The organism is Nakamurella leprariae (assembly GCF_016918035.1).
GTDB lineage: Bacteria > Actinomycetota > Actinomycetes > Mycobacteriales > Nakamurellaceae > Nakamurella > Nakamurella leprariae.
Map to the genome: position 1 here is coordinate 26,157 of NZ_JAERWK010000010.1, position 21,201 is coordinate 47,357.

Below are 21,201 nucleotides of genomic sequence, written 5' to 3' on the forward strand. Positions count from 1 at the left end.
CAGGCGACCCCGCAGGCCCCGTGGCCGACGGCTCGGACGCCGCCCCGCACCGCCGGACGGACCCACCCGGTTCCGTCCGCCCCCAGCTCGTCAAGATCATCGAGGAGATCCCCATGTTCGCAGCTCGTGGCACCCGCGTCGGCTTCGGCACCCGCGTCGGCTTCGGTACCCGCGTCGGCTTCGGCACCCGCGTCGGCTTCGGTACTCGCGTCGGCTTCGGCACCCGCGTCGGCTGATCAACCGGCCTGGATCTCACGACGAGTGATCGTCTACCCCGAACCGGTCACACAACGTGCAGGCCGACGGGACGGTGCGAGATCCGTACCAGTCACACGTTCGCGTGACTGCTTCACGATGAGTGAGCGAACAGCTGATGACGCATCAATTGCATTCATGTTGATGCGGTATTTCCGGACTGGGGCGCCGTCACGGCTCGACCCGGATCCACCCGCCTGAGCGCCGCTACGGCCACCGGTCCCGCCGGCGCTCGGCACTGCACGACCGATCGACCCGGTGCTGATCCGAGCCGACGTGGCAGCGCATCTCGCCTGGAGTGGCGCCGGTCTGACCCGCGTCCGACGGCGGTCCACGGGTCCGGCGATCCTGGCTCGGCGAGCGCAGCTGGGGCAGCGCCGGTCACTCCCGGACCACGCCTCGCGCGGCTCCGCCGACCCGCAGCCTCCCTGCATCCCGGGGGCACCACCGCCGAGGTCGGCAGCCGTCCACCTCGACCGCGACCGCTGGGTCAGGCCACCGGCGCCAACCACGGCTCCCATGCCGGATCCCGCTCCTGACCGATCCATCCGGACCGCACCCGACGGCCGGGAGGCCCCGGGACGAACGGCAACGTCCATCCGAGCTCGGCGAGCAGCCGATCAGCCTTGCGCCGGTTGCAGCGCAGGCAGCACGCCACGCAGTTCTCCCAGCTGTGCGACCCACCCCGGCTGCGCGGCACCACGTGGTCAACCGTCTCGCCCGATGCACCGCAGTAGGCGCACCGCCGGCCGTCGCGTCGCAGGATGCCGAGCCGCGTCACCGGCCCGGTACTCGGCGGTGGCAACGGCACGTACCGGTGCAGGCGCACGACCGACGGCACCACGCCGACCGTCGACGGCGACCGGATCACCGTCTGGTCCTCGCGCTCGACGACGCACTCCGCCTTGCCGGCCATCAGCAGCACCACCGCCCGCCGGCCGGTGATCACGGTCAACGGCTCGTGTCCGGAGTTGAGCACCAGCACCCGGAGCACCGCACCGACACTGCCGGTGCGACCGCCGATCGCACCGTCACCGACCGTCCCGTCCGGGATCCGGCGGTCCCCGAGTGGACCCACCAGGACCGCGCCGACGGCCGGACCGACCGGCGCCACGGCCCGGATGTGCGGTTGACCGCCGTCGGGTCGGGCCTCGTCGGAGCCACGCCGCCCGGCCTGCCGTTCGGCGGACCGACCCTGGCCGATGGACCGGTGCGGCCGGACCGTCCCGGTCGGACGCCCGCCTGTCGCTGCTGGACCCACGTGTCACTCCCGTGCCGAGGTTCGGTGTCCCGGCCCCGTCGCCGGTGTGCTGCGCGAGCCGGGAGTCAGCCGGCCCTGGGGTAGTCAACATCGTCGCCGGGCCGCTGGCCAGCACATTCGTGGCGGACGGCTGCGGGGCGCGTGGGACCCGGAGCGGCGGGCAGGTCCCGACCGGCCCGGCGATGGCGGACACTGGACAGGTGCAACCCTCGGCCACCTTCTTCGACGAGATCGGCGGACACGCCACCTTCAGCCGGATCGTGCACCGGTTCTACGAGGTGGTCGCCCAGGACCCCGTGCTCCGGCCGCTGTATCCGGAGGAGGACCTCGGTCCCGCGGAACAGCGGATGCTGATGTTCCTGGAGCAGTACTGGGGTGGTCCGCGCACCTACTCGGAGCGACGCGGCCATCCCCGACTGCGGATGCGGCACTCGCCGTTCACCATCGGCCAACGCGAACGGGACGCCTGGCTCGCCGCCATGGCGCAGGCGGTCGACGCCGAACACCTGTCGCCCGAGGCGCACGAGCGGCTGTGGTCGTACCTGGTGATGGCGGCCGACAGTCTGGTCAACACGCACGGCTGAACCGCCGGCGTAGGCAGGGCCTGCCGGTCAGCCGAGCAGCAGCGGGAACAGGCTGTGCCGCCGGCGCAGCACGGTCCCGTACCGCCCGTCCAGCCGCAGCCAGGCGTCGGTGGCGCTGACCCGGACCTCCTCCCCCGGAGTGGCCGGGGCGAACCCCATGCCCGACAGCGCGAACAGCACCCGCATGGTCAGCGGCACCACCATGCCGGACCCGGTGACGGTCAGGGCCTCGTGGTCGAGCAGCGCGGTGGGCGCGCCGCCCATCGGACCGGGTCGCTCCCGGGCGCCGCTCACGCCTTCCTCGGCGAGCCCGGCGAGCACCGTGGCCGGGACCAGGTCGACCGGGACCCAGCCGGAGACCGGCGGCAGTTGCGTGCGCCAGGTGGCGTCGGCCCGCGGTCCGGGGTCGACGGTGGCCGCCGTGGTGACCGCGAGCGCCGCCAGCAGGTTGCCGGCCAGCACGGTGCAGTCACCGGGTCGGACGGTGCCGTGGACCGACCGTGCGACCAGGACGTCGAACGGCGTGCCCGCCCACATCCGGACCACGTCGGCGGCCGGCCCGGTGCTGGGCTCGGTGGCGGTGACCCGGTCCGCCCGGATGCGCACCGGGGTGCGGCGGTCCCAGCGCGCCACCCGGCCGGCGAAGGAGGCGGCGTCGGCCCGGTCCTCGGCCGTCGCCGGCGTCAGCGCGACTCCGGTGGTCTCCGGCCCGGTCACGAGCGGTACGTCTCGAGCCAGGCCCGCTCGTGCGGCTCGAACCGGCGGGCGCGGAACGTCTGCGGGTCGACCGGAACCATCGTGCTGGTGGCGGTGACCACCAACCGGTCGCGTTCCTGGGCGGCGGGCACGGTCACCTGGTAGTCGATCTCGAAGGACGACGCCCGAAGGTCCTGCACGCCCATCGACACGACCAGGCGGTCCCGGTAGTCGATCGGGCGGCGGTACCGGATGCCCAGCGCGGCGACGACGATGCCGCTGGCCAGCCGCTGCAGACCGAGGGATTCGGCGTCCAGGAACAGCCAGGACACCCGGGCCTCCTCGAGCAGCGTGAGCGTGCGCGCGTTGTTCACGTGGCCGTAGGCGTCCATGTCCGACCAGCGGATCGGGACCTCGACCTCGTACCGCCGCCCCACCCGTCCTCCTCGCCCCGGATCCGCCGGGATCCGGTCGTCCACCGCGACCGCTCGGTCCCGGACGGGTCGTCCGACCTCGTTGCTCGCCCCGGTCATCGCGTCATGGCCCGGATCTCGCGCGCGGCGACCGACAGCGCCGCCAGGCTGCCGCCGTCCGGGTCGTCGGCCAGCCGGGCCAGCGCGGTCCGGGACCGATCCATCCGCGAGGCGTTGCTCTGTTCCCACGCCGCGATGGCCTCGGGTGCTGGTGTGCCCGGATCCGTGCCGGCGAGGACGTCCGCCACGATCAGTCGCAGCGACCGGTACAGGTCGTCCCGCAGTGCCTGCCGGGCCAGCGCCCCCCACCGGTCGTCCCGCGGCAGCGCCGTCACCTGACCCAGCAACCGATCGAACGGCAGGTGGGCCGAGAGCGCGTAGAACAGCTCGGCGCACTCCGCGTCCGGCCGGCCGAGCTGCTCGGCCAGATCCACCGCGTCCAGCAACGGGTATGCGGCCAGCGCTCCGGCCACCGCGACGGCCAGGGTCTCGTCCAGACCGAGGTCCTGCAGCCGGGCCGCCTCCCCGGCCACCGCCTCCTGCTCGGCCCCGGTGAGCCAACCCGGGATCTGGGGGCGCAGCACACTGATCCGGTCCCGGAAACGCGACACCTCGGCCCGGACGTCCAGCGGCTGCGGGCGCCGGGTCAGCAGCCAGCGGGCGGCCCGGTCGAGCAGCCTGCGCACCACCAGCGCCGCGGCGTACTGCGCCGACGTCGGCACCTGGCTGTCGCGGCGCGCGACCTCGTGCCACACCGCCGGCAGCTCGAAGATGTCGACCGCGGAGGTGAAGGCGCGGACGGCGTCGGTCGGTGCGGCGGCCAGCTCCTCGCCGACGCGGTAGACGAAGGTCAGGCCGGCCGCGTTGACCAGCTGGTTGACCGTCATCGTGGTGACGATCTCGCGGGCGAGCGGGTGCCGCTGGTCCGCCGACTCCCCCGCCTCCCCGCCCATGCGGGGCGGGAAGTACGTCCCCAGCCGTTCCGCGAACGCCGGATCCTGCGGGATGTCGCTGTCCAGCACGGCCCGGGACAGCGACGACTTCACGTACGCCAGCAGCACGCTGAGCTCCGGCGAGGTCAGGCCGCGGCCGTTGGCGGCCCGGGTGCCCAGCTGCGCCGGGGTCGGCAGGAACTCCAGATCGCGATCCAGCCCGCCGTGCTCGGCGAGGTGGTCGATCACCCGACCGTGCACGCTCACCATCGCGGCGGCGTGCGACCGGGACACCCCGAGCACCCGGTTCTGCTCCCGGTTGTCGGCCAGCACCAGATCGGCCACCTCGTCGGTCATCGAGACCAGCAGCTCCCGGCGACCCGGCTCGTCCAGGGTGCCGTTCCGCAACCGCTCCGCCAAGGCGATCTTGATGTTGACCTCGTGGTCCGAGGTGTCGACGCCGGCTGAGTTGTCGATGGCGTCGGTGTTGATCGACCCGCCGCCGGCAGGGCCGTCGCCGCGGCCGCCGCGCAGCGCGTACTCGATGCGGCCGAGCTGGGTCACGCCCAGGTTCCCGCCCTCCCCGATGACCGCGGCCCGGACCTGCGCGCCGTTGACCCGGACGGCGTCGTTGGCCTTGTCACCGACGTCGGCCGCGGACTCCTCGGTGGCCTTGACGTAGGTGCCGATGCCGCCGTTCCACAGCAGGTCGACGGGTGCGGTGAGGATCGCGCGGATGAGTTCGGTCGGGGGCAGCGCGGTGACGTCGTCGGCCAAGCCGAGCGCCGACCGCACCTGCTCGCTCACCGGGATCGACTTCGCGGTGCGCGGCCAGACTCCACCGCCGGTCGAGATGAGCGAGGTGTCGTAGTCGGCCCACGACGACCGTGGCAGTTCGAAGAGCCGCAGCCGCTCGGTGAACGACCGCTCGGGCTCCGGCTCGGGATCGACGAACACGTGCCGGTGGTCGAACGCCGCGACCAGCCGGATGTGGGCGGACAGCAGCATGCCGTTGCCGAAGACGTCACCGGACATGTCGCCCACGCCGACCACGGTGAACTCCTGGCGCTGGGTGTCCAGGCCGCGCTCCCGGAAGTGCTGCTTGACCGACTCCCAGGCCCCGCGGGCGGTGATGCCCATCGCCTTGTGGTCGTAGCCGACGCTGCCGCCGGAGGCGAAGGCATCGCCCAGCCAGAACCCGTACTCGGCGGCCACCGCGTTGGCCGTGTCGGAGAACGACGCCGTGCCCTTGTCCGCCGCCACCACCAGGTACGGGTCGTCCCCGTCGTGCCGGACGACGTCCTGCGGTGGGACGACCGTGCCGTCCACCCGGTTGTCGGTGAGGTCCAGCAGTCCGGCGATGAACCGGCGGTAGCACTGCACCGCCTGGGCCTGCGCCGCGTCCCGATCGGCCACCGGATCGCCGGTCGCCTCGACCGGCCGACGGACCACGAACCCGCCCTTGGCACCGACCGGCACGATGACCGCGTTCTTCACCTCCTGGGCCTTGACCAGGCCGAGCACCTCGGTGCGGAAGTCCTCGGGGCGGTCCGACCAGCGCAGACCACCGCGGGCCACCGCCCCGAACCGCAGGTGCACACCCTCGACCTCGGGCGAGTACACCCAGATCTCATGACGGGGAACGGGTCTCGGCGCCGAAGGGATGCGCCGCGGATCCAGCTTGAACGACAGCACGGGCCGCGGTGCGCCGTCGGCGTCGTGCCGGTAGGCGTTGGTCCGGTCGGTCGCGGTGATGACGGAGAGCAGCGAGCGCAGGATGCGGTCGGCGTCCAGGCTGGTCACCGCGTCCAGGTCGGCGGTGATCGACTCGACCAGGCGGTCCGAGGCCTCGACCCGGGCGGCGCCGGCCCCGCCCCCGTCGGAGCTCCGGTCGTCCGCATCGGGGAACCGCTCCGGATCGAAGCGGACCGCGAACAGCTCGGCCAGGTCGGCCGCCACCGCGGGCTGAGCGGTCAGGACCTGCTCGATGTAGCCCTGGGTGTACGGGGTGCCCAGCTGCCGCAGGTAGCGGGCGCAGGCGCGCAGCACGACGACCTGGCGCCAGCGCAGCCCGGCGCGCAGCACCAGCCCGTTGAAGCCGTCGACCTCACAACGGCCGCGCCAGGCGGCGACGAACGCCTCGGTGAAGTGCTGGCGCAGTTCTGGCGACGCGGCCGCGCGGGCCGCGGGACCGGCGGCGAACTGCAGTCCGAAGTCGAGGATCTGCCCGGCGGTGCCGTCCGAGCGCCGGACGTCGTACGGCCGTTCGTCCAGCACCACCGCGCCCAGGGAGTGCAGCACCGGCAGCGCCCGGGAGAGGGTCACCGGCGCCCCGACCACGTAGAGGGTGAGGCGGTGCACGACCGCCCGGTCGTCGGCCGTGGGGTCCTCGGTCGCGGCGTCGGACATGCGCACGGCCAGGTCGTCCGGTCCGCTCAGCCCGTCGAGCACCTGCAGGTCGGCCACGGCGTCCGCGACCGAGTGGTCCTCCTTGTACGCCTCGTCGAAGGCGTCGCCGTACCGGCTGAGCACCGCGGCCGTGTCCAGGTCGGCGGGTGAACCGGCCAGCACCGCCTCGTCCGCCGGGTGTTCCGGGTCGAGCAGCTGCCCGGCGAGCATGCCGCCCGGCCCGACGAGTTCGCCGACCAGGCGGTCCTCCCAGGTGAGGATGGCCTCGCGCAGCTGCTCGGACAACGGACCCGGATCGGGGGCGGCGGGCCGGTCGGGATCGGTGTCGACGGTGAAGTACAGGGAGGCCAGCAGCGAGTCGCCGACACGCGCCGTGTAGTGGATGGACCGCCCGGCGAACTCGCGCAGCAGCACGTCCTGCAACCGCAGCCGCGAGACGGTCGTGTAGCGGTCACGCGGCAGGAACACCAGGACGGTGACGAACCGCCGCATCGGGTCGGCCTGCACGAACGCCCGCAGCCGCCGCCGGCTGGTCAGCTCCAGCACACCCCGCACCACGCGGGCGATCTCGTCCGCCCGAGCCCAGAACAGGTCGAGCCGCGGGTAGCCGGCCATCAGGTCCAGCGCCTGCTGCCCGGTGTACGAGTTGGCCGTGGCGCCCAGCGAGGACATCACCTGCTGCACGATGCCGCGCAGCACGGGGACGGTGGCCGGTTCGGCGGCGGCCCCGCGGGAGGTCAGCACCCCGACGAACCGGTGGTCGGCCAGCACGGACCCGTCCGCAGCCAGGATCCGGACGCAGACCGCCAGTGGCGGGATGGAGCGGGACAGCGACAGGCCGTGGTTGGCCCGGGTCAGCAGCAGGTGCCCCGGCGCGGTGCCGGGCGGGTCGGACAGCCCGTCGGTCAGGTCGACAGTCACCTCGTCGTCGCCGGGACCGACCGGGGTTCCGGGCGTCGCGGCGCGGTCGGATGGGTCCGCGTCGTCGGCGGCGTACTGGACGGGCGGGTCGGTGGCACGGCGCAGCACGCCGAGTCCGCTGTCGGCGACCGCGACCATCCGGACCGTCCGCGGTTCGCCGGGCCGGGGCACCCGGTCGTCGGGGCCCGGCCGTTCCACCACCGGGCCGGCCGGTTCGTACCGCTCGTACCCCAGGAACGTCAGGTGGCCCGAGACCAGCCAGTAGAGCAGGTCAGCCGCCTCGGTGACCTCCTGTGGGGTGCGCGGGCTGGGTACCGCTCGCAGCTCGGCGGCGACCGCGGCCGCCGCTCCGGCCAGCGCATCAGCGTCCTGGACGGCCGCGCGCACCTGCTCCAGCGCGGTGGTGAGCGCGGCCTGGACGTCCTCGGCGCGGCTGGCATCGGTGATCCGGTCCACCAGCAGGTGCATCCACGACTCGCGGACGACCCGCACGCCGGCGCCGTCGCCGATCCCGTCCGCGGCGCCGGGGCGATGACCGCCGTGCGCGCCGGGCCCGGCTTCCGCGGACACCGCCTGCAGCACGCCGTCCACGTCCCGGTGGGCCAGCAGGACCGGGTGCAGCAGGCGGTGCACCGTCAACCCGAGCGCGGACAGCGCCGCCACGGTCGTCTCGACCAGGTAGGGCATGTCGTCGTTCACGACGGTGACGACCGTGGCGGCCCGCTGCCAGTCCGCGCTCCGGTCACCGAGATCCGACGACCGGTCGTGGCGGGGCGGATTGACCACTCGGATGGCGATCTCGCCCGGGCGGCGAACGGACGCGGTCCGCCGGTGCTGATCGACGATGGTTAGCAGGTCGTCGACCTCGGTGGGCCGGTCCTCCTCCGGCATGCGCCGGAAGTACGCGTCGATCAGCGCGGCGAGCTCGGGCCGCCGCCGGGTCGCCTCGGCGGCGACCAGGTCCGGGCCGCCCGGACGGACCGGCTCGGCCTCCGGGCCGATCGGCAGCAGATCGCCGGCCGTGTCCCCGGCGACCCGACCGGCGGCCCGTGCTCCGGTCGGATGGTCGTCGGCAGTTCCGGTGGCCTTCATCTGCTCCTCGTCCGCTGGCGGCAGGTTCCCGGTGATCGCGGGCCGGGGCGCCGCCCGCGCGCCGGTGCGGTGGGCCGCAGCCGGCGCGCGGGGAGGCGGTGTCCCGCGGTTGGGTCAGTCGCGGGTCAGCTTGCGATGGGTCACCCGGTGGGGACGAGCGGCGTCCGCACCGAGCCGGTCGATCTTGTTGCGCTCGTAGTCGGAGAAGTTGCCCTCGAAGAAGAACCACTTGGCCGAGTCCTCGTCGGTGCCCTCCCAGGCCAGGATGTGGGTGCACACCCGGTCGAGGAACCACCGGTCGTGGGAGATGACCACGGCGCAGCCCGGGAACTGCTCCAGGGCGTTCTCCAGCGAGGAGAGCGTCTCGACATCCAGGTCGTTGGTCGGCTCGTCGAGCAGGATCAGGTTGCCACCGACCTTGAGGGTCAGCGCCAGGTTCAGCCGGTTCCGCTCGCCGCCGGAGAGCACCCCGGACGGCTTCTGCTGATCCGGACCCTTGAACCCGAAGGCGGAGACGTAGGCGCGGGACGGCATCTCGGTGCTGCCCACCTTGATGTGGTCGAGCCCGTCCGAGACCACCTCCCACACCGTCTTCTTCGGGTCCAGGCCGCCGCGGCTCTGGTCGACGTAGGACAGCGACACCGTCTCGCCGACCTTGACCGTGCCCTGATCGGGCTCCTCGAGCCCGACGATCGTCTTGAACAGCGTCGTCTTGCCGACGCCGTTCGGGCCGATCACCCCGACGATGCCGTTGCGCGGCAGCGTGAACGAGAGCCCGTCGATGAGGATCCGGTCCCCGAACCCCTTCTCGAGCCCGTTGACCTCGACCACGATGTTGCCCAGGCGCGGGCCGGCCGGGATCTGGATCTCCTCGAAGTCGAGCTTGCGGGTGCGCTCGGCCTCGGCCGCCATCTCCTCGTAGCGCTCGAGCCGGGCCTTGGACTTGGCCTGCCGGGCTTTGGCCCCCGACCGCACCCAGGCCAGCTCCTCCTTGAGTCGCTTGGCCAGCTTCGCGTCCTTGCGCCCCTCGACGTTCAGCCGCTCGGCCTTCTTCTCCAGGTAGGTGGAGTAGTTGCCCTCGTACGGGATGAGCCGGCCGCGGTCGACCTCGGCGATCCACTGGGCCACGTTGTCCAGGAAGTACCGGTCGTGGGTCACGGCCAGCACGGCCCCGGCGTAGTTGGCCAGGAACTGCTCCAGCCAGAGCACCGACTCGGCGTCCAGGTGGTTGGTGGGCTCGTCGAGGAGCAGCAGGTCGGGCGCGGTGAGCAGCAGCTTGCACAGCGCCACCCGCCGGCGCTCACCGCCGGAGAGGACCGACACATCGGCGTCGCCCGGGGGGCAGCGCAGCGCATCCATCGCCTGCTCGAGCTGGGAGTCAAGGTCCCAGGCGTTGGCGTTCTCGATCTCCTCACCGAGAGAACCCATCTCCTCCATGAGCTCGTCGGAGTAGTCGGTGCCCAGCAGCTCGGCGATCTCGTTGTACCGGTTGACCTTGGAGTACACGTCGCCGAACGCCTCCTGGATGTTCTCCAGGACGGTCTTGCTCTCGTCCAGCTCCGGCTCCTGCATGAGGATGCCGACCGAGTACCCGGGGGTCAGGAAGGCCTCACCGTTGCTGGGTGTGTCCAGCCCGGCCATGATCTTGAGGATGGTCGACTTGCCGGCGCCGTTCGGGCCGACCACGCCGATCTTCGCGCCCGGGTAGAACGACATGGTGACGTCGTCGAGGATGACCTTGTCGCCGTGCGCCTTCCGCGCCTTCTTCATGGTGTAGATGAACTCGGCCACGCCGTCTCTTCCCGCCGTCTCTTCGCGTCTGACATCGATGGGCTGCTCGGCGGCCCGTCCCCGCCGCCGGCTGCTGGCCGTGGCTGGTCGGGACCGACCGGCGCAGCGACCGCCCCACAGTCTGCCTCACCGCGTCCAGTCGGTACCGCCCGATGCTGCCGCCGCGTCCGGTGGACCGCCGTCAGGCCGGCTGGGGTCCGTCGTCGTCCTGCGGCGGGTCGCCCACCGGGACACCCCGAAGGTCCGCATCGGGACCGCCGGACCCGGTTCCCGTCCCGGCGGCTCCGGAGTCCATGCTGTCCGTGGCCCGGAGCTGCTCGTCCGTCCGGCGCATCCGACCGCCGAGCCGGGCCACGTCGAGCCCCACCGCGTCCGCCTTGACCTCGGTGAACCAGGCCGGTTCGCCGTTCTTCTCGTACCGGCGACTGACGATCCGGCCGAGCACCACCACCGGATCGCCCTTGCGCACCGTCGAGATCACGCCACCGGCGAGCGAGCGCCAGCAGGTCACCTGCACGGCGTACTCGTCCCCGTCGGTCCACGTCCCGGACCCGGGGTCGTAGCGCCGCTCGGTCGAGATCACCCGGAACTGGACCCGTTCGCTGGGCCCGGCGCCGTGCAGCGCGGGTTGGTTGGCGGCTCGGCCGACGATGGTGACGCTGGCGGCATCGGTGCGCATGGCAGGACCTCGTTCCTCCACTGGGCCCGGTGCCGGCCGCACGACGGTGCGGACGGGACCGGATCGGACGAGGTCCACCGTCGCCGGGCGAGGGGTGCGGGCACCACGGCGCAGCCGTCGTGTGGACGGATCACAGCCATGGGGACAACCCAGGTCAGGCTGGCCGACCGGTCCCGTGATCCGGACGGGCGTCGTCCGCCGATGCTCCGGCCGGACCGCTCGGCCGCGTCGGATCACCGGAACCCGGCGTGCCCGGGCCGGCCGAGCGCGCGGCCATCTGCGCGAGCATGGCGTTGTACGCGTCCAGCTCGGTGTCCTGGCCGGTGTCGGCCCGGCGGTCCAGCCGCCGCGCCTCCCGGTCGTCGGACCGGGCCCACTGGGACAGCAGCGCCACCACCACGATGATCATCGGCAGCTCGGTGGCGCCCCAGGCGATCGCCCCGCCGAGCTGCTGGTCGTCGACCAGGTCGGGCACCCAGGGCAGGGCCAGGGACCCGAAGTAGTCGGTCGCCATGGCGCTCCGGGAGTTCATCAGCGCCAGCCCGAAGAACGCGTGGAACGGCAGGGCGCCCAGCAGCATGGCCAGCTTGATCAGCGGCGACAGCCGACGTGGGGTGGGGTCGACCCCGATGATCACCCAGTAGTAGAGGTACCCGACCACCAGGAAGTGCACGTTCATCACGACGTGACCGACGTGCGAGTCCATCAGCGTGGCGAACAGTCCGGTGAAGTACAGCGCGAAGAACGAGCCCACGAAGAGCAGGAACACCACGATGGGGTGGGTCAGGAAGCGGGTGACCCGGCTGTGCAGCGCCGCCACCAGCGCTTCGCGGACGCCCGGCGGCTGGTCCCGGCCGGCCGCCGGGAGCGCCCGCAGGGCGAGCGTCGTCGGACCACCCAGCACGAGCATGATCGGGGCGATCATGCCCAGCACCATGTGGGCGATCATGTGCACCGAGAACTGCGCCATCCCGTACCGACCCAGCCCGGACGACGTGGCGACGAGCACGAGCAGGCAGCCGAGCAGCCAGGCGACCAGCCGCCCGGTGGGCCACCGGTCCCCACGCCGGCGCAGCCGGACCACACCGACCATGTACAGCGCGGCCGCGGCGATCACCGCCGGGCCGAGCAGCCAGTCGAAGCGCCACTCGCTGAGGAGCTTGATCGCGTCCGGGGGTCCGTCCAGGTCGAAGCCCAGCACCAGCTCCAGGTCACTGGGCACGGTGGCCGACGTCGGCGGCGAGGCGGTGCGGGCCAGTGCGGCGGCGACGCCCATGGTGGCCGCCATCAGCAGCGCCTCGACCGTGGCCAGCCGGATGAGCGGGCGTCGGTCGCCCCCGTCCCGGATCAACGGCAGGGTCCGCCGCCGGTGCAGCCAGCCGAGGACGCCGAGCGCGACGAGCAGCACCGCCTTGAGCACGACCAGTCGGCCGTAGTCCGTCAGCCACAGGTCGTCCAGCGCAGCCAGCCGGACCACCGCGTTGGCCATTCCGGACAACGCCACCGCGACGAACGCGACCAGGGCCGCCGAGGAGTACCGGCGCGCGACCACGTCCAGGTGCGGCGCCCGCTGCCGGGCCAGGCCGAGCAGGGCGACGAGTCCACCCACCCAGACCGACACCCCGAGCAGGTGCCAGATCATCGTGTCGACGGCGACGTCATGGTCGCCGGACTGGGCCGAGTGCCCGCCCAGGGCCTGCGGCAGCACGCCGATCAGTGCGACCACCAGCAGGGCGAACGTCCAGGACCGGCGCAGCACCACCCGGGACATCAGTCCCACCACGGCCGCGACCACGGCCGCGACCAGGTAGCCGCGGACGGCGTCGGAGACCTCCAGGCCGAGCAGGATCCGGTCCGCGGACAGCGCGTCCAGCAGCGGCTCGCCGTACGAGTCGGCGAAGGTGAGCGGAATCAGCGCCAGCGAGGCCGCGGTCCAGACACCGGCCGACAGGGATGCCGCCTGCACACACCGGTAGCCGCCCACGTCGAGCAGACCGGACCGCTGCGGCGGACAGAACCAGGCCGCGGCCAGCAGCCAGCCGACCGTGAGCGCGGCGGTCAGGTCGAAGAGCGCCTTGACGGCCGGGAGCGCGTACTCGACCAGTCGTCCGGCGTCGGGCAGTCCGGGAATGAGGACGCGCGGGGCGACCGAGGCGGCCAGTCCGACCGCGACGCACATGGCCACCAGCGCCGCGGCGACCACGGCCGAGGTGACGCGCCAGCGGTCCACCCCGGGCCGGCCCGAGGCGCCGAGCGTCGGGGCATCTGACACGCGATCGAGGGTACTGCCGGCCGGGACGGTGACCCGCTCCTCGACCGTGGCGTGCGTGACACCAGACGATCACGCCGGATCGGTCAGGCCAGGTAGCGCCGCATCGCCTCGGTCTCGCGCAGCTTCTTCAGACAGCGCGCTCGGGTCGGACCGATGCTGCCCACGGGCATGCCGAGCCGACGGCTGATCTCCTCGTACGGGACCGGCGGGTCGGCGACCAGCAACAGCAGCAGTTCCCGGTGCTGCGGCGACAGCTCGGCCAGTCCGTCGCGCAGCGCGCGCTGCCGCTCGTCGGCCAGCAGCGCGTCGTCGGAGTCGGGCAGGTCGGCCCGCAGCGGCAGTGCGTCGGGCGCGGCCAGGTCGACCGGCGTGGACCGACCGTGCACCCGCAGCACCCGCAGCGCCTCGTTGCGGGTGGTGGTGACGATCCACCCGGGCACCGCGCGGGGCTCCCGCAGGTCGGGCAGGTGCTCGACGAGCCGCAGCCACACGGTCTGGTTGACGTCCTCGGCGTCCCGGTCGGACAACCGGAACCGCCGGATGACCGAGTACACCAACGGCAGGTACCGCTCCACGAGCTGGTTCCAGGCGTTCCGGTCGCCGGCATTGGCGGCCGTCACCAGCTCGCTGACGTCCTCGATCGTCGCCACCAGGTCGCTCCCGCTCACCGTCCACCGGATCCGGGTGGCCTCCCGTCGACGTGGCGCACGCCGACGACAGCCGTTCCCGCCCGGCATTGTGACAGCCCGATCAAGGCGGGGTGCGGCCGGCATGCAGCTCGTCCGGACGGATCATCGGGTCGCCTTCGCTACCCTCAGCCTCGTCAGCGCTCGTAGCTCAGCTGGACAGAGCAGAGGACTTCTAATCCTCGGGTCGCAGGTTCGAATCCTGCCGGGCGCGCTTTGCGCTGGTCAGAGCATCGACCTCCCTTTCTTCCCCTCGCTCGACCCCGCCACTGCACGCCTACTGCACGGATTCATCCGTACCAGTGCACTAAGAGTGCACGGTTTGGCGGTACGATCGAGGCATGCCCCGTCACCGCATCGCTCCTGGTTCCGTCGGTCCGATCGCCGTCGTCCCGATAGGGATCGACGGCGACGGCGCAGAGTTCGTCATCCCCCGTCCGACGACGGACGGCGGGGAGGTCTTGGACTACCCCAAGGGGCTCCGGGTCGGACAGCCGGTCAAGGTGGAGACGCCGACCGGCATGGTCGAGTTCGTGCCCACCCGGTGGCGCGGACTGTGCCGCGCCGTCGATGTGGACGGCACCGAGCACATGATCCGCCGCTGGCGACCCACCAAGGGAGCCGCCGAGGCGGCCACCCAGCGGGCCGCTGAGGACAAGCTGGCCGAGCTGGCGAGGCGGCGTGAGGCGGCCGTGCTCGCAGCCGCCGAGGCGGCTGACGGCGACCGCACGACCACGGTCGCTGATCTGGTGGCGCGCGTCCTGGCGTCGCCGGACGTGGCCCGGCTCGCCGCCAAGACGCAGCAGGACTACCGCTATGCATCGCAGCACATCACCGGTCACCCCATCGGCACCATGCTGCCTCGTGAGGTGGACGTGGCCGCCGTCCGCGACTTCCTCCGCGACTGCGCCGAGGGTCACGGCAAGGGCGGCACCGTGCACGCCCGGGCCGTGCTGTCCCGCGCGTTCGACCTGGCCGTGGAGACGGCCGCTCTCCGCGTGCCGATGAGCCCCGTCGTCGGGGCTCGCAACGCGATCCCCAACGTCGTCGTCCGGACCACCGGCATCGACCACCACCGGGCACCGACGGACCAGGAGGTCCGCGCGCTGCTCTCCGGGCTCACCCGGGACCCGCGCGCCCGAGCCTGGTACCCGGGCACGGGTCGGGCCAAGGCACGGCACGGCCATATGGCCGAACGGTTCAACGGCCTCGACGTGGCCGACCTGGCGGCCATCATGTTCGCCACCGGCTCCCGCATCGGTGAGGTTGCCGGCCTCAGGTGGCAGGACGTGGACCTGGTCGCCGGGACCGTGAACATTTCCGGGACGTTGACCACCCGGGCCGGTACGGGCACCGTCCGGCAGGAGTCCACCAAGACGCGCGGCTCCACCAGGGTTGTGCCGCTGGCATCGTGGGCACGGGCCGCCCTGGCCCGTCGCGCTCGACGGTTCGGCATCAACATGGAGAACCCTCCGGCGTCGCCCGTGTTCGGGTCCCCAGCGAAACCGGAGCAGTGGCGCGACCCCCGCAACCTCAGTCGGGCCGTGGCCGAACTGTTCGCCCGGCACGGCGTGGACTTCGCCCGTGGGCACTCCGCCCGCAAGTGGCGGGTCACCTCGCTCGCAGAGCGAGGCATCCCCGTGCACAAGATCGCGGACCTGGTCGGTCATACGAAGATCGAGACGACCTCCGGGTACCTCGGACGCGGTCGGCAGACCGACCCGGACGTGGTCGCCGCCCTGTAAACACCGGCTCCACGGAACGGCATTCTTTAGCTGAATGATCCCGGTTGCGTCGAGCTGGTTCCTGGTGCATTGGCGCAGGTCAGACACCAAAACCGGACACCAAGCGCGGAGGGCCGTGCTAGAACGTCCCTCAGCGGGCCGTCGATTGGCGTCGGTACCGAATTGGGACAGTCGGCAGGAGAGCCTGATCGTGAACAATCCCGCGATTCTCGACACGCGCGAGGCGGAAGCGGAGTACCGCATCAAAGACGCCACCTGGCGCACCTGGCGGAGCCAGGGGAAGGGACCGGCATTCATCCGAGCCGGTGGTCGCGTGCTCTACCGCCGCGAAGACATCGAACGCTGGCTGGACGACAACAAGGTCGGCACCATCGACCAGCCTGCCGCCTAAGGCGGCATCGCAGCATCCCTGAGGGCCGATTCTGCGGCCCGATCTCTCTGCCCCGGGTGTGATCACCCTCCGGACCGATTCTGATCGGTTCTAGGACCGCCAGTCGGTCCTCAAACGGGCACTTCCCTACGAACCATCGGAGATGGATCGACCCTTGGACGACTACAAGGACCGCTGGAAGCGGTTCAAACTGCCCGACTGGTGCACCGAGTCGAGCCCAGCCGAGCATGGACTGATCGGCAGCGTCGTGCGGATCAGCACTGCCGTCGTCGGCATGCGCGACGGCGAAGCGACCGGACCGAGCGTGCGGGACTTCGTCGGGCTCTCGCTCGACCTGCTGACGCCGGTATTCGACGACGCGGAGAGTCGTGGCGACCTGGTCGCCGTCACGTCGACCCGGCTCGGTCGGACGGCGGTCCACTACTACCCGGGCGATCAGTTCGTGGCACAGCCGGTGACCCCGGCACCGATCGAACTCCCCGTGCTCGACCTCTCGGTGCCGTGCAAGCGGTGCGGCGCTGAAGCGGACGAGCGTTGCGAATCCGCGAACGGTATCGAGCTGACTCAGGGCACCCATCAGGTGCGCCGTCGCGCTGCGTCGGCGGCACGTCAGCCGGGGGCCGCGTGAGCCGGGCCGGTGAGCAGGTTCGGAGGGTGCTCTGGCTCAACGGCGTCCTCCACGATGACGACCTGACTCCGACCGAGCGGACGGTCGGCCTGTTGGCCGAGGCTCGGGCCAGACCGATCGGCCTGGAGCTGCGTCCGGTCTGGGTTGAGCTGGATGGTCCACGGCTGGGTTTGAGCGTTGAGACGGTCCGCTCCGGCCTGCAGACGCTGGCCGAGCTCGGGTATCTCGGACTCGGAGGGGATGACCGGGTGGCCCTCCGTGATCCACGACGGAGGGCTGCCGGATGAGCTTCCGCCGCTTCACGATGGACGAGGCGCTGGCCGAGGCCGGCAAGTCGTCGCCGGGCGCTTATGACTCTCGGGCGTTCCACGACAGCGCCGATGGTCGCTGCTCGCTCTGGCTCGCCACTCTGGCGCGCGACGTGCGGGTCACGGAGCCGCGCGTGCGGTACATCGGCCTCATGGTCGGTGCTACCGCCTACTGGCCGACCAAGTTCGTCCGGGTGGAGTCCCGGACGATCGCGCGGGCGGTCCAGTGCACCGAGGCCGACGTGTCCAGCGCGGTCGACACGCTGGTCGGACTGGGCTACGCCGAGCGGCACGGCCGCTCACAGGACGGACGCACCGAGCTTCGTCTGATCGTTCCGCGCATCGCGAGGTACCGCCGTGGCAGCCGGTAGGAGGATCGAGTTCGGGATGGAACCGACTGGTGGAGCGCAGAAGTGGAGCGCGGTCGCTCGGGCCGAGTGGGACCGGCGGTCCCGCTCTCCCGAGTTTCGCGCGGTCGAGCGGATCGAGTCGGCCGCCATGGCCCGGATGAACGCAGCCGGGCATGCCGAGTTCGCAGCCGACGAACTGCGGGACGTACTCGGACACGACGACGGTGACGGCGCATGGAAGCTGGCTGGTCGGTCCAGCGTCTACGACGCCATCACACGGGCGGTCGAGCGTGGAACGCTCGCCGCCGAATCGGACCCCAGGTGCCTGGTCGTTCCTCGCCATGTCGGGCAGACCACGTCTGGTGACACCAAGTGCCTGCACCACCGGGAAGGACTGCGCTACGGCGCGGGCTGACCGGGGCAGTTTCCGGAAACTCTGGACGCGTCACCTGGGAAAACGCCGAAAAGGCTGGACTGATCGTCCGGGACGGCCGGAATCGGCGACCGTGCTGACCTGCGGAAACGCAAACGGCTCTAAGTTCTCTCTCAATAGGGGTCACTGTGCGTTCCCCCTTCCGTCCGACCCGAAAGGTCGGCCGGTGCTGACGGCGACCAACGAGGGAGACGACAGGAACACCGTGGTCCGTGCTGGGCATTGGCCCAGCCCGTCCCGATTCGACGGCGAACCTGAGAGCCGGCGCTACCTGAAGGGCCGACCCACAAGAGTCGGACCTTCCCCGGAACGGGCGGACCCGTGGGTCCGCTGACGGACCTGTGAAGGGTTTCGGACTTGGAATCCGAAACCCGGATCCGCAACTGACAGAGGGGACGCGCTACCGCGCGGTCCCCAACCGTGAACGGTCCTGCCCGGCTTCCGCCGTCAGGAGCCAGCCGAACAACGGTGAGGCTGTCGGAACGGGCTACCGCCCGTTCCTCTACGCGCGAGTGGGCAGGAGCGCCCGCGACTGCGCAAGGAACACCTCCGGCGGGATTACCGCCGTCAGGAGTACCGACTTTAGTCGGTCCAGCGCACGCACGCATCAGCGTGGAGTGCCGATTCCCGCACTGGCGTGCGGCCCTGAGACCGCCGTTCTGCGGCGGCCTAGGCAATCACCTTCTTGCCGGACTTTCCGGCCCGTCTGAGACGCGCCCCATGAGGGCGCAGAGGGGTCAAACATGACCGAGCACTTCACGACCGTCAGCGACCAGGAGGTCGCCGCCGTCGAACTGCCGCAGGCGATCCGCGATCGGATCGCCGCGGGCGACACCAACTTGAGCCAGGCCGACGTCCGCAAGGCCAAGGAGGCCGAGGACATCGCCGCGTTGACGGCTGCGGTCCAGGCAGAGCAGGACCGCCGTGCCGCCGAGGTCGCGCGCCGCGAGGCCATCGACAATGGCACCCAGGCGGAGGCCGCCCTGAGGTCGGCCGACCGGGCGGCACAGGAGCGGTGTACCGAGGCACTGCGGGAGGCGTTCGCGGAGCTGGCGCAGGCGCACGCTGCCGCGTGGGCCGACACTGCACCCGCGCGGGCGGCGCTGACCGCCGCTGGCATTAACACGTTGAACAGCGCGAGCCCGTTCCGCGACACGACGCTGTCGCGGGATCGTCCGGACGCGATCTTCCGGGAGATCGCCGACTCGATCGCTGGACGGGCCGGTAACACCGCAGCGGCGGCACTGGCCCGTCGCGGCTGACGCAACCGGCCCAACCCGCTCAACGGCTGAGTGACACGACTGCCCCTCCTCCGAACAGGAGGAGGGGCGTCGCGCTACTGTCCTCTGACGCGTCGGCAGTCAGGTTGCCGCCTGACCTGCCGTCGCACGAGGACCCGGGTCACTTCTTCTTCGTGCCCGTGCTCTCAACCTGTGTCGTTCGCGGATGCTTGGCGGCGTATGCGAGCGGCACGAACTTGCCGGAGATCGAGGAGCGGGCGATCTTGCCCCCTCCCGATCCCGCAGAAGATGCCTTCTTGCCCACGGTGGTGTCCCTCCCTCCTAGTTCCGGCACGCTTCGTACGTGCGTTCGTGATCAACGTTATGTGCGCTCCGCCGTCCTAGGCGTCGACACGCCGATGACCACCACATCTTGTGGTCGTCAGCGAGTACCGGATAGTTGAGCGTTCACCAAGACGTCAGAACTCGGGCGCGATCCGAGGCGCTATCGACTGGGAGTGGCGGCCCCATCGGTTTGGGGGTCCCTCCCCACCCCCTCAGCACGTCCCCTCAGCGCGTCGCTGAGGCGACCGCGCACGACCGGACAGCGGATCACCAGGACACCAACGCGAACGCGGCACAGCGTGAAGACACCAACGGCCCGGCGTCCCCCACCGAGGGGAGCCGGGCCGTCTGTCGTCTCGGGTCAGAGCGAGGCGAGAGCACTCCGGTCGATGACTCGCCGTTCCAGCTCCGCGAGGTCCGCCACGACCGCCGCAGGGAGTGGGGTCTCGGCCGGCACGACGCCGTAGATCACGGCGGTGTCGGTCAACTCGACCTGTTCGTCCGGCCACGTCAGCCGCGCACCGAGCGCGGCCAACTCGGCTGTCACCTCAAGCAGCACCGCAGGTGCGTACGCAAGCGGCAGCACAGCGGTTCCGGTCCTGCTGGTGTGGTCGAACTCGGTCACGTAGGTGTGCATCGGTGGTCCTCCCGAGGGAATCCGTGCACTGCGACTCAGTGCACGCTTACTGCACGGATTCAACCATGCAGTCGTCGACATCCGTCGACACGGAGTGCGAGGTGAACCTGCCGTGAACTGCAGCAATGCGCCTAGCCCTCGCAGCGATCGACGCGCCGCGACAGCTCAAGCGAGAATCCTCGGGTCGCAGGTTCGAATCCTGCCGGGCGCGCCTGGACCCGCAGTCGGCGCAGGTCAGAAGTCGCCGCCGCCGCCGCCGAAGTCGCCACCACCACCACCACCCCAGTCGCCGCCTCCACCCCAGTCGCTGCCACCCGCGTCGTACCCACCCGCGTCGTACCCGCCGGCGTCGTAGCCACCCGCGGCATCGCCGCCGTCGCCGAGCTCACCGCCGTCGGCCTGCGCATCGGCCAGACCGTCCTCGTACCCGGCGTCGTACCCGCCGTCGGCACTCCACGCGCCGACGCCGGCCATGCCGGCGAACAGCGACGACGCGATCAGGTACGTCCCGACGCCCCAGGCACCGGCCACCAGGGCGGGCTTCCACCACGGTTCCGAGTACCAGCCACGCGGGACCGGCTTCCCCGCGACCATGCCGCCCGGGTAGTAGTGCGACGCCCGGTCGCTGGGATCCGGCGACGCCTCGAACTGGCGGCCGTCCACCTGCACCTGCCGGTCCTCGGTGACCGCACCGGCCTGCTGCTGGCCGGGCACGGCGGGCAGCTCCGGCCCCGGGTCCAGACCCATCGAGGTGCGGGCCGCCCGCACGTAGTAGAGGCCCTCGTACGCGGTCTGCTGGGCCAGCCGGTACTGCTGCTCGCTGCGGGCCTGATCGACCTGGGCGCCGGCCGCGGTGAAGCGTTCCGAGGCGTCCGCCAGGGCCTGACGTGCCGGCGCGTTGTCCCCGGCGTCCAGCGAGTACACCTGGCCGCCGAGTCGCTCCACCCACCGGCGGGCCTCCGCCTGGGCGTCCTGCAGCGACGTGGCCGACGTCCGGCGGCGGTTCTGCACGAACCACACGGCGACGGCGGCCACCACCAGGACCAGCACGATCAGCAGCAACGCGTCCACGGCAACTTCCCCTCAGCTCGTC

General features: G+C 71.7%; 19 protein-coding genes and 1 tRNA gene. 9 read left to right on the top strand and 11 right to left on the bottom strand.

Going from position 1 to position 21,201, the window contains the following annotated elements; translation table 11 throughout:
• The first annotated feature begins 113 nt into the window (after window positions 1-113).
• Window positions 114-236, top strand: a complete 123-nt coding sequence (locus tag JL106_RS21550) for a hypothetical protein (protein ID WP_268928058.1) — start codon at window positions 114-116, stop codon at window positions 234-236.
• A 509-nt stretch (window positions 237-745) separates the two neighbouring features.
• Here the strand turns inward: JL106_RS21550 and JL106_RS07670 are convergent.
• Complete coding sequence (locus tag JL106_RS07670) at window positions 746-1,369, bottom strand: HNH endonuclease (RefSeq protein WP_328841720.1); 624 nt, start codon at window positions 1,367-1,369, stop codon at window positions 746-748.
• Between the two features lie 329 nt (window positions 1,370-1,698).
• Here JL106_RS07670 and JL106_RS07675 point away from each other — a divergent pair, with 329 nt between their 5' ends.
• Window positions 1,699-2,100: a globin gene (locus tag JL106_RS07675; protein WP_205260122.1), complete on the top strand. Its 402-nt coding sequence runs from the start codon at window positions 1,699-1,701 to the stop codon at window positions 2,098-2,100.
• A gap of 27 nt (window positions 2,101-2,127) precedes the next feature.
• Here JL106_RS07675 and JL106_RS07680 read toward each other — a convergent pair whose 3' ends face one another.
• The 7 genes from JL106_RS07680 to JL106_RS07710 all read right to left on the bottom strand — a co-directional run bounded on the left by JL106_RS07680 (window position 2,128) and on the right by JL106_RS07710 (window position 14,033).
• On the bottom strand, window positions 2,128-2,817 hold the full coding sequence (locus JL106_RS07680; protein WP_328841724.1) for a hypothetical protein: 690 nt from the start codon (window positions 2,815-2,817) through the stop codon (window positions 2,128-2,130).
• A complete protein-coding gene (locus JL106_RS07685; RefSeq protein ID WP_205260123.1) occupies window positions 2,814-3,233 on the bottom strand; it encodes an acyl-CoA thioesterase in 420 nt (139 codons plus the stop codon). Before JL106_RS07685 ends, JL106_RS07680 begins: the two co-directional genes overlap by 4 nt.
• 92 nt (window positions 3,234-3,325) lie before the next feature.
• Window positions 3,326-8,623 (bottom strand): NAD-glutamate dehydrogenase, encoded by a 5,298-nt coding sequence (locus JL106_RS07690; protein WP_205260124.1) that lies wholly within the window; start codon window positions 8,621-8,623, stop codon window positions 3,326-3,328.
• Between the two features lie 114 nt (window positions 8,624-8,737).
• Entirely contained in the window at window positions 8,738-10,414 is a 1,677-nt protein-coding gene (ettA, locus tag JL106_RS07695; RefSeq protein WP_205260125.1) for an energy-dependent translational throttle protein EttA, read from the bottom strand.
• 181 nt (window positions 10,415-10,595) lie between these two features.
• Window positions 10,596-11,093, bottom strand: a complete 498-nt coding sequence (locus JL106_RS07700) for a single-stranded DNA-binding protein (RefSeq protein WP_205260126.1) — start codon at window positions 11,091-11,093, stop codon at window positions 10,596-10,598.
• A gap of 154 nt (window positions 11,094-11,247) precedes the next feature.
• Window positions 11,248-13,365 (bottom strand): cytochrome c oxidase assembly protein, encoded by a 2,118-nt coding sequence (locus tag JL106_RS20810; RefSeq protein ID WP_205260127.1) that lies wholly within the window; start codon window positions 13,363-13,365, stop codon window positions 11,248-11,250.
• A gap of 83 nt (window positions 13,366-13,448) precedes the next feature.
• Window positions 13,449-14,033, bottom strand: a complete 585-nt coding sequence (locus JL106_RS07710; RefSeq protein WP_328841729.1) for an RNA polymerase sigma factor — start codon at window positions 14,031-14,033, stop codon at window positions 13,449-13,451.
• 158 nt (window positions 14,034-14,191) lie between these two features.
• Between JL106_RS07710 and JL106_RS07715 the strand changes: the two genes are divergently transcribed.
• The 7 genes from JL106_RS07715 to JL106_RS07745 all read left to right on the top strand — a co-directional run bounded on the left by JL106_RS07715 (window position 14,192) and on the right by JL106_RS07745 (window position 19,168).
• Window positions 14,192-14,265: transfer RNA gene (locus tag JL106_RS07715), tRNA-Arg, on the top strand.
• A gap of 127 nt (window positions 14,266-14,392) precedes the next feature.
• Window positions 14,393-15,796: a tyrosine-type recombinase/integrase gene (locus tag JL106_RS07720; protein WP_205260129.1), complete on the top strand. Its 1,404-nt coding sequence runs from the start codon at window positions 14,393-14,395 to the stop codon at window positions 15,794-15,796.
• A 190-nt stretch (window positions 15,797-15,986) separates the two neighbouring features.
• Entirely contained in the window at window positions 15,987-16,187 is a 201-nt protein-coding gene (locus JL106_RS21970; RefSeq protein ID WP_205260130.1) for a helix-turn-helix transcriptional regulator, read from the top strand.
• Between the two features lie 154 nt (window positions 16,188-16,341).
• Complete coding sequence (locus tag JL106_RS07730; protein WP_205260131.1) at window positions 16,342-16,815, top strand: zinc finger domain-containing protein; 474 nt, start codon at window positions 16,342-16,344, stop codon at window positions 16,813-16,815.
• A gap of 283 nt (window positions 16,816-17,098) precedes the next feature.
• Window positions 17,099-17,494, top strand: a complete 396-nt coding sequence (locus JL106_RS07735; RefSeq protein ID WP_205260132.1) for a hypothetical protein — start codon at window positions 17,099-17,101, stop codon at window positions 17,492-17,494.
• Between the two features lie 16 nt (window positions 17,495-17,510).
• Window positions 17,511-17,888: a hypothetical protein gene (locus JL106_RS07740; protein WP_205260133.1), complete on the top strand. Its 378-nt coding sequence runs from the start codon at window positions 17,511-17,513 to the stop codon at window positions 17,886-17,888.
• Window positions 17,889-18,649: 761 nt separating this feature from the next.
• A complete protein-coding gene (locus JL106_RS07745) occupies window positions 18,650-19,168 on the top strand; it encodes a hypothetical protein (protein WP_205260134.1) in 519 nt (172 codons plus the stop codon).
• Between the two features lie 139 nt (window positions 19,169-19,307).
• Here the strand turns inward: JL106_RS07745 and JL106_RS07750 are convergent, their stop codons facing one another.
• The 3 genes from JL106_RS07750 to JL106_RS07760 all read right to left on the bottom strand — a co-directional run bounded on the left by JL106_RS07750 (window position 19,308) and on the right by JL106_RS07760 (window position 21,179).
• The gene (locus tag JL106_RS07750; protein ID WP_205260135.1) at window positions 19,308-19,451 is read right to left on the bottom strand and encodes a hypothetical protein; all 144 of its coding nucleotides are present in this window, start codon (window positions 19,449-19,451) and stop codon (window positions 19,308-19,310) included.
• A gap of 381 nt (window positions 19,452-19,832) precedes the next feature.
• Window positions 19,833-20,096 carry a hypothetical protein gene (locus tag JL106_RS07755; RefSeq protein ID WP_205260136.1) on the bottom strand — a complete coding sequence of 88 codons (264 nt, stop codon included), beginning with the start codon at window positions 20,094-20,096 and terminating at the stop codon, window positions 19,833-19,835.
• A 246-nt stretch (window positions 20,097-20,342) separates the two neighbouring features.
• Window positions 20,343-21,179 (bottom strand): hypothetical protein, encoded by an 837-nt coding sequence (locus tag JL106_RS07760; protein WP_205260137.1) that lies wholly within the window; start codon window positions 21,177-21,179, stop codon window positions 20,343-20,345.
• Between the last annotated feature and the right edge of the window lie 22 nt (window positions 21,180-21,201).

Bases quoted from the DNA above. Each gene is read 5' to 3' on its own strand.
- JL106_RS07720 (WP_205260129.1), top strand. From the start codon at position 14,393: ATGCCCCGTCACCGCATCGCTCCTGGTTCCGTCGGTCCGATCGCCGTC.
- JL106_RS07675 (WP_205260122.1), top strand. From the start codon at position 1,699: ATGGCGGACACTGGACAGGTGCAACCCTCGGCCACCTTCTTCGACGAG.
- JL106_RS07745 (WP_205260134.1), top strand. From the start codon at position 18,650: ATGACCGAGCACTTCACGACCGTCAGCGACCAGGAGGTCGCCGCCGTC.
- JL106_RS07740 (WP_205260133.1), top strand. From the start codon at position 17,511: ATGGAACCGACTGGTGGAGCGCAGAAGTGGAGCGCGGTCGCTCGGGCC.
- JL106_RS07690 (WP_205260124.1), bottom strand. From the start codon at position 8,623: ATGAAGGCCACCGGAACTGCCGACGACCATCCGACCGGAGCACGGGCC.
- JL106_RS07735 (WP_205260132.1), top strand. From the start codon at position 17,099: ATGAGCTTCCGCCGCTTCACGATGGACGAGGCGCTGGCCGAGGCCGGC.
- JL106_RS07700 (WP_205260126.1), bottom strand. From the start codon at position 11,093: ATGCGCACCGATGCCGCCAGCGTCACCATCGTCGGCCGAGCCGCCAAC.
- JL106_RS21550 (WP_268928058.1), top strand. From the start codon at position 114: ATGTTCGCAGCTCGTGGCACCCGCGTCGGCTTCGGCACCCGCGTCGGC.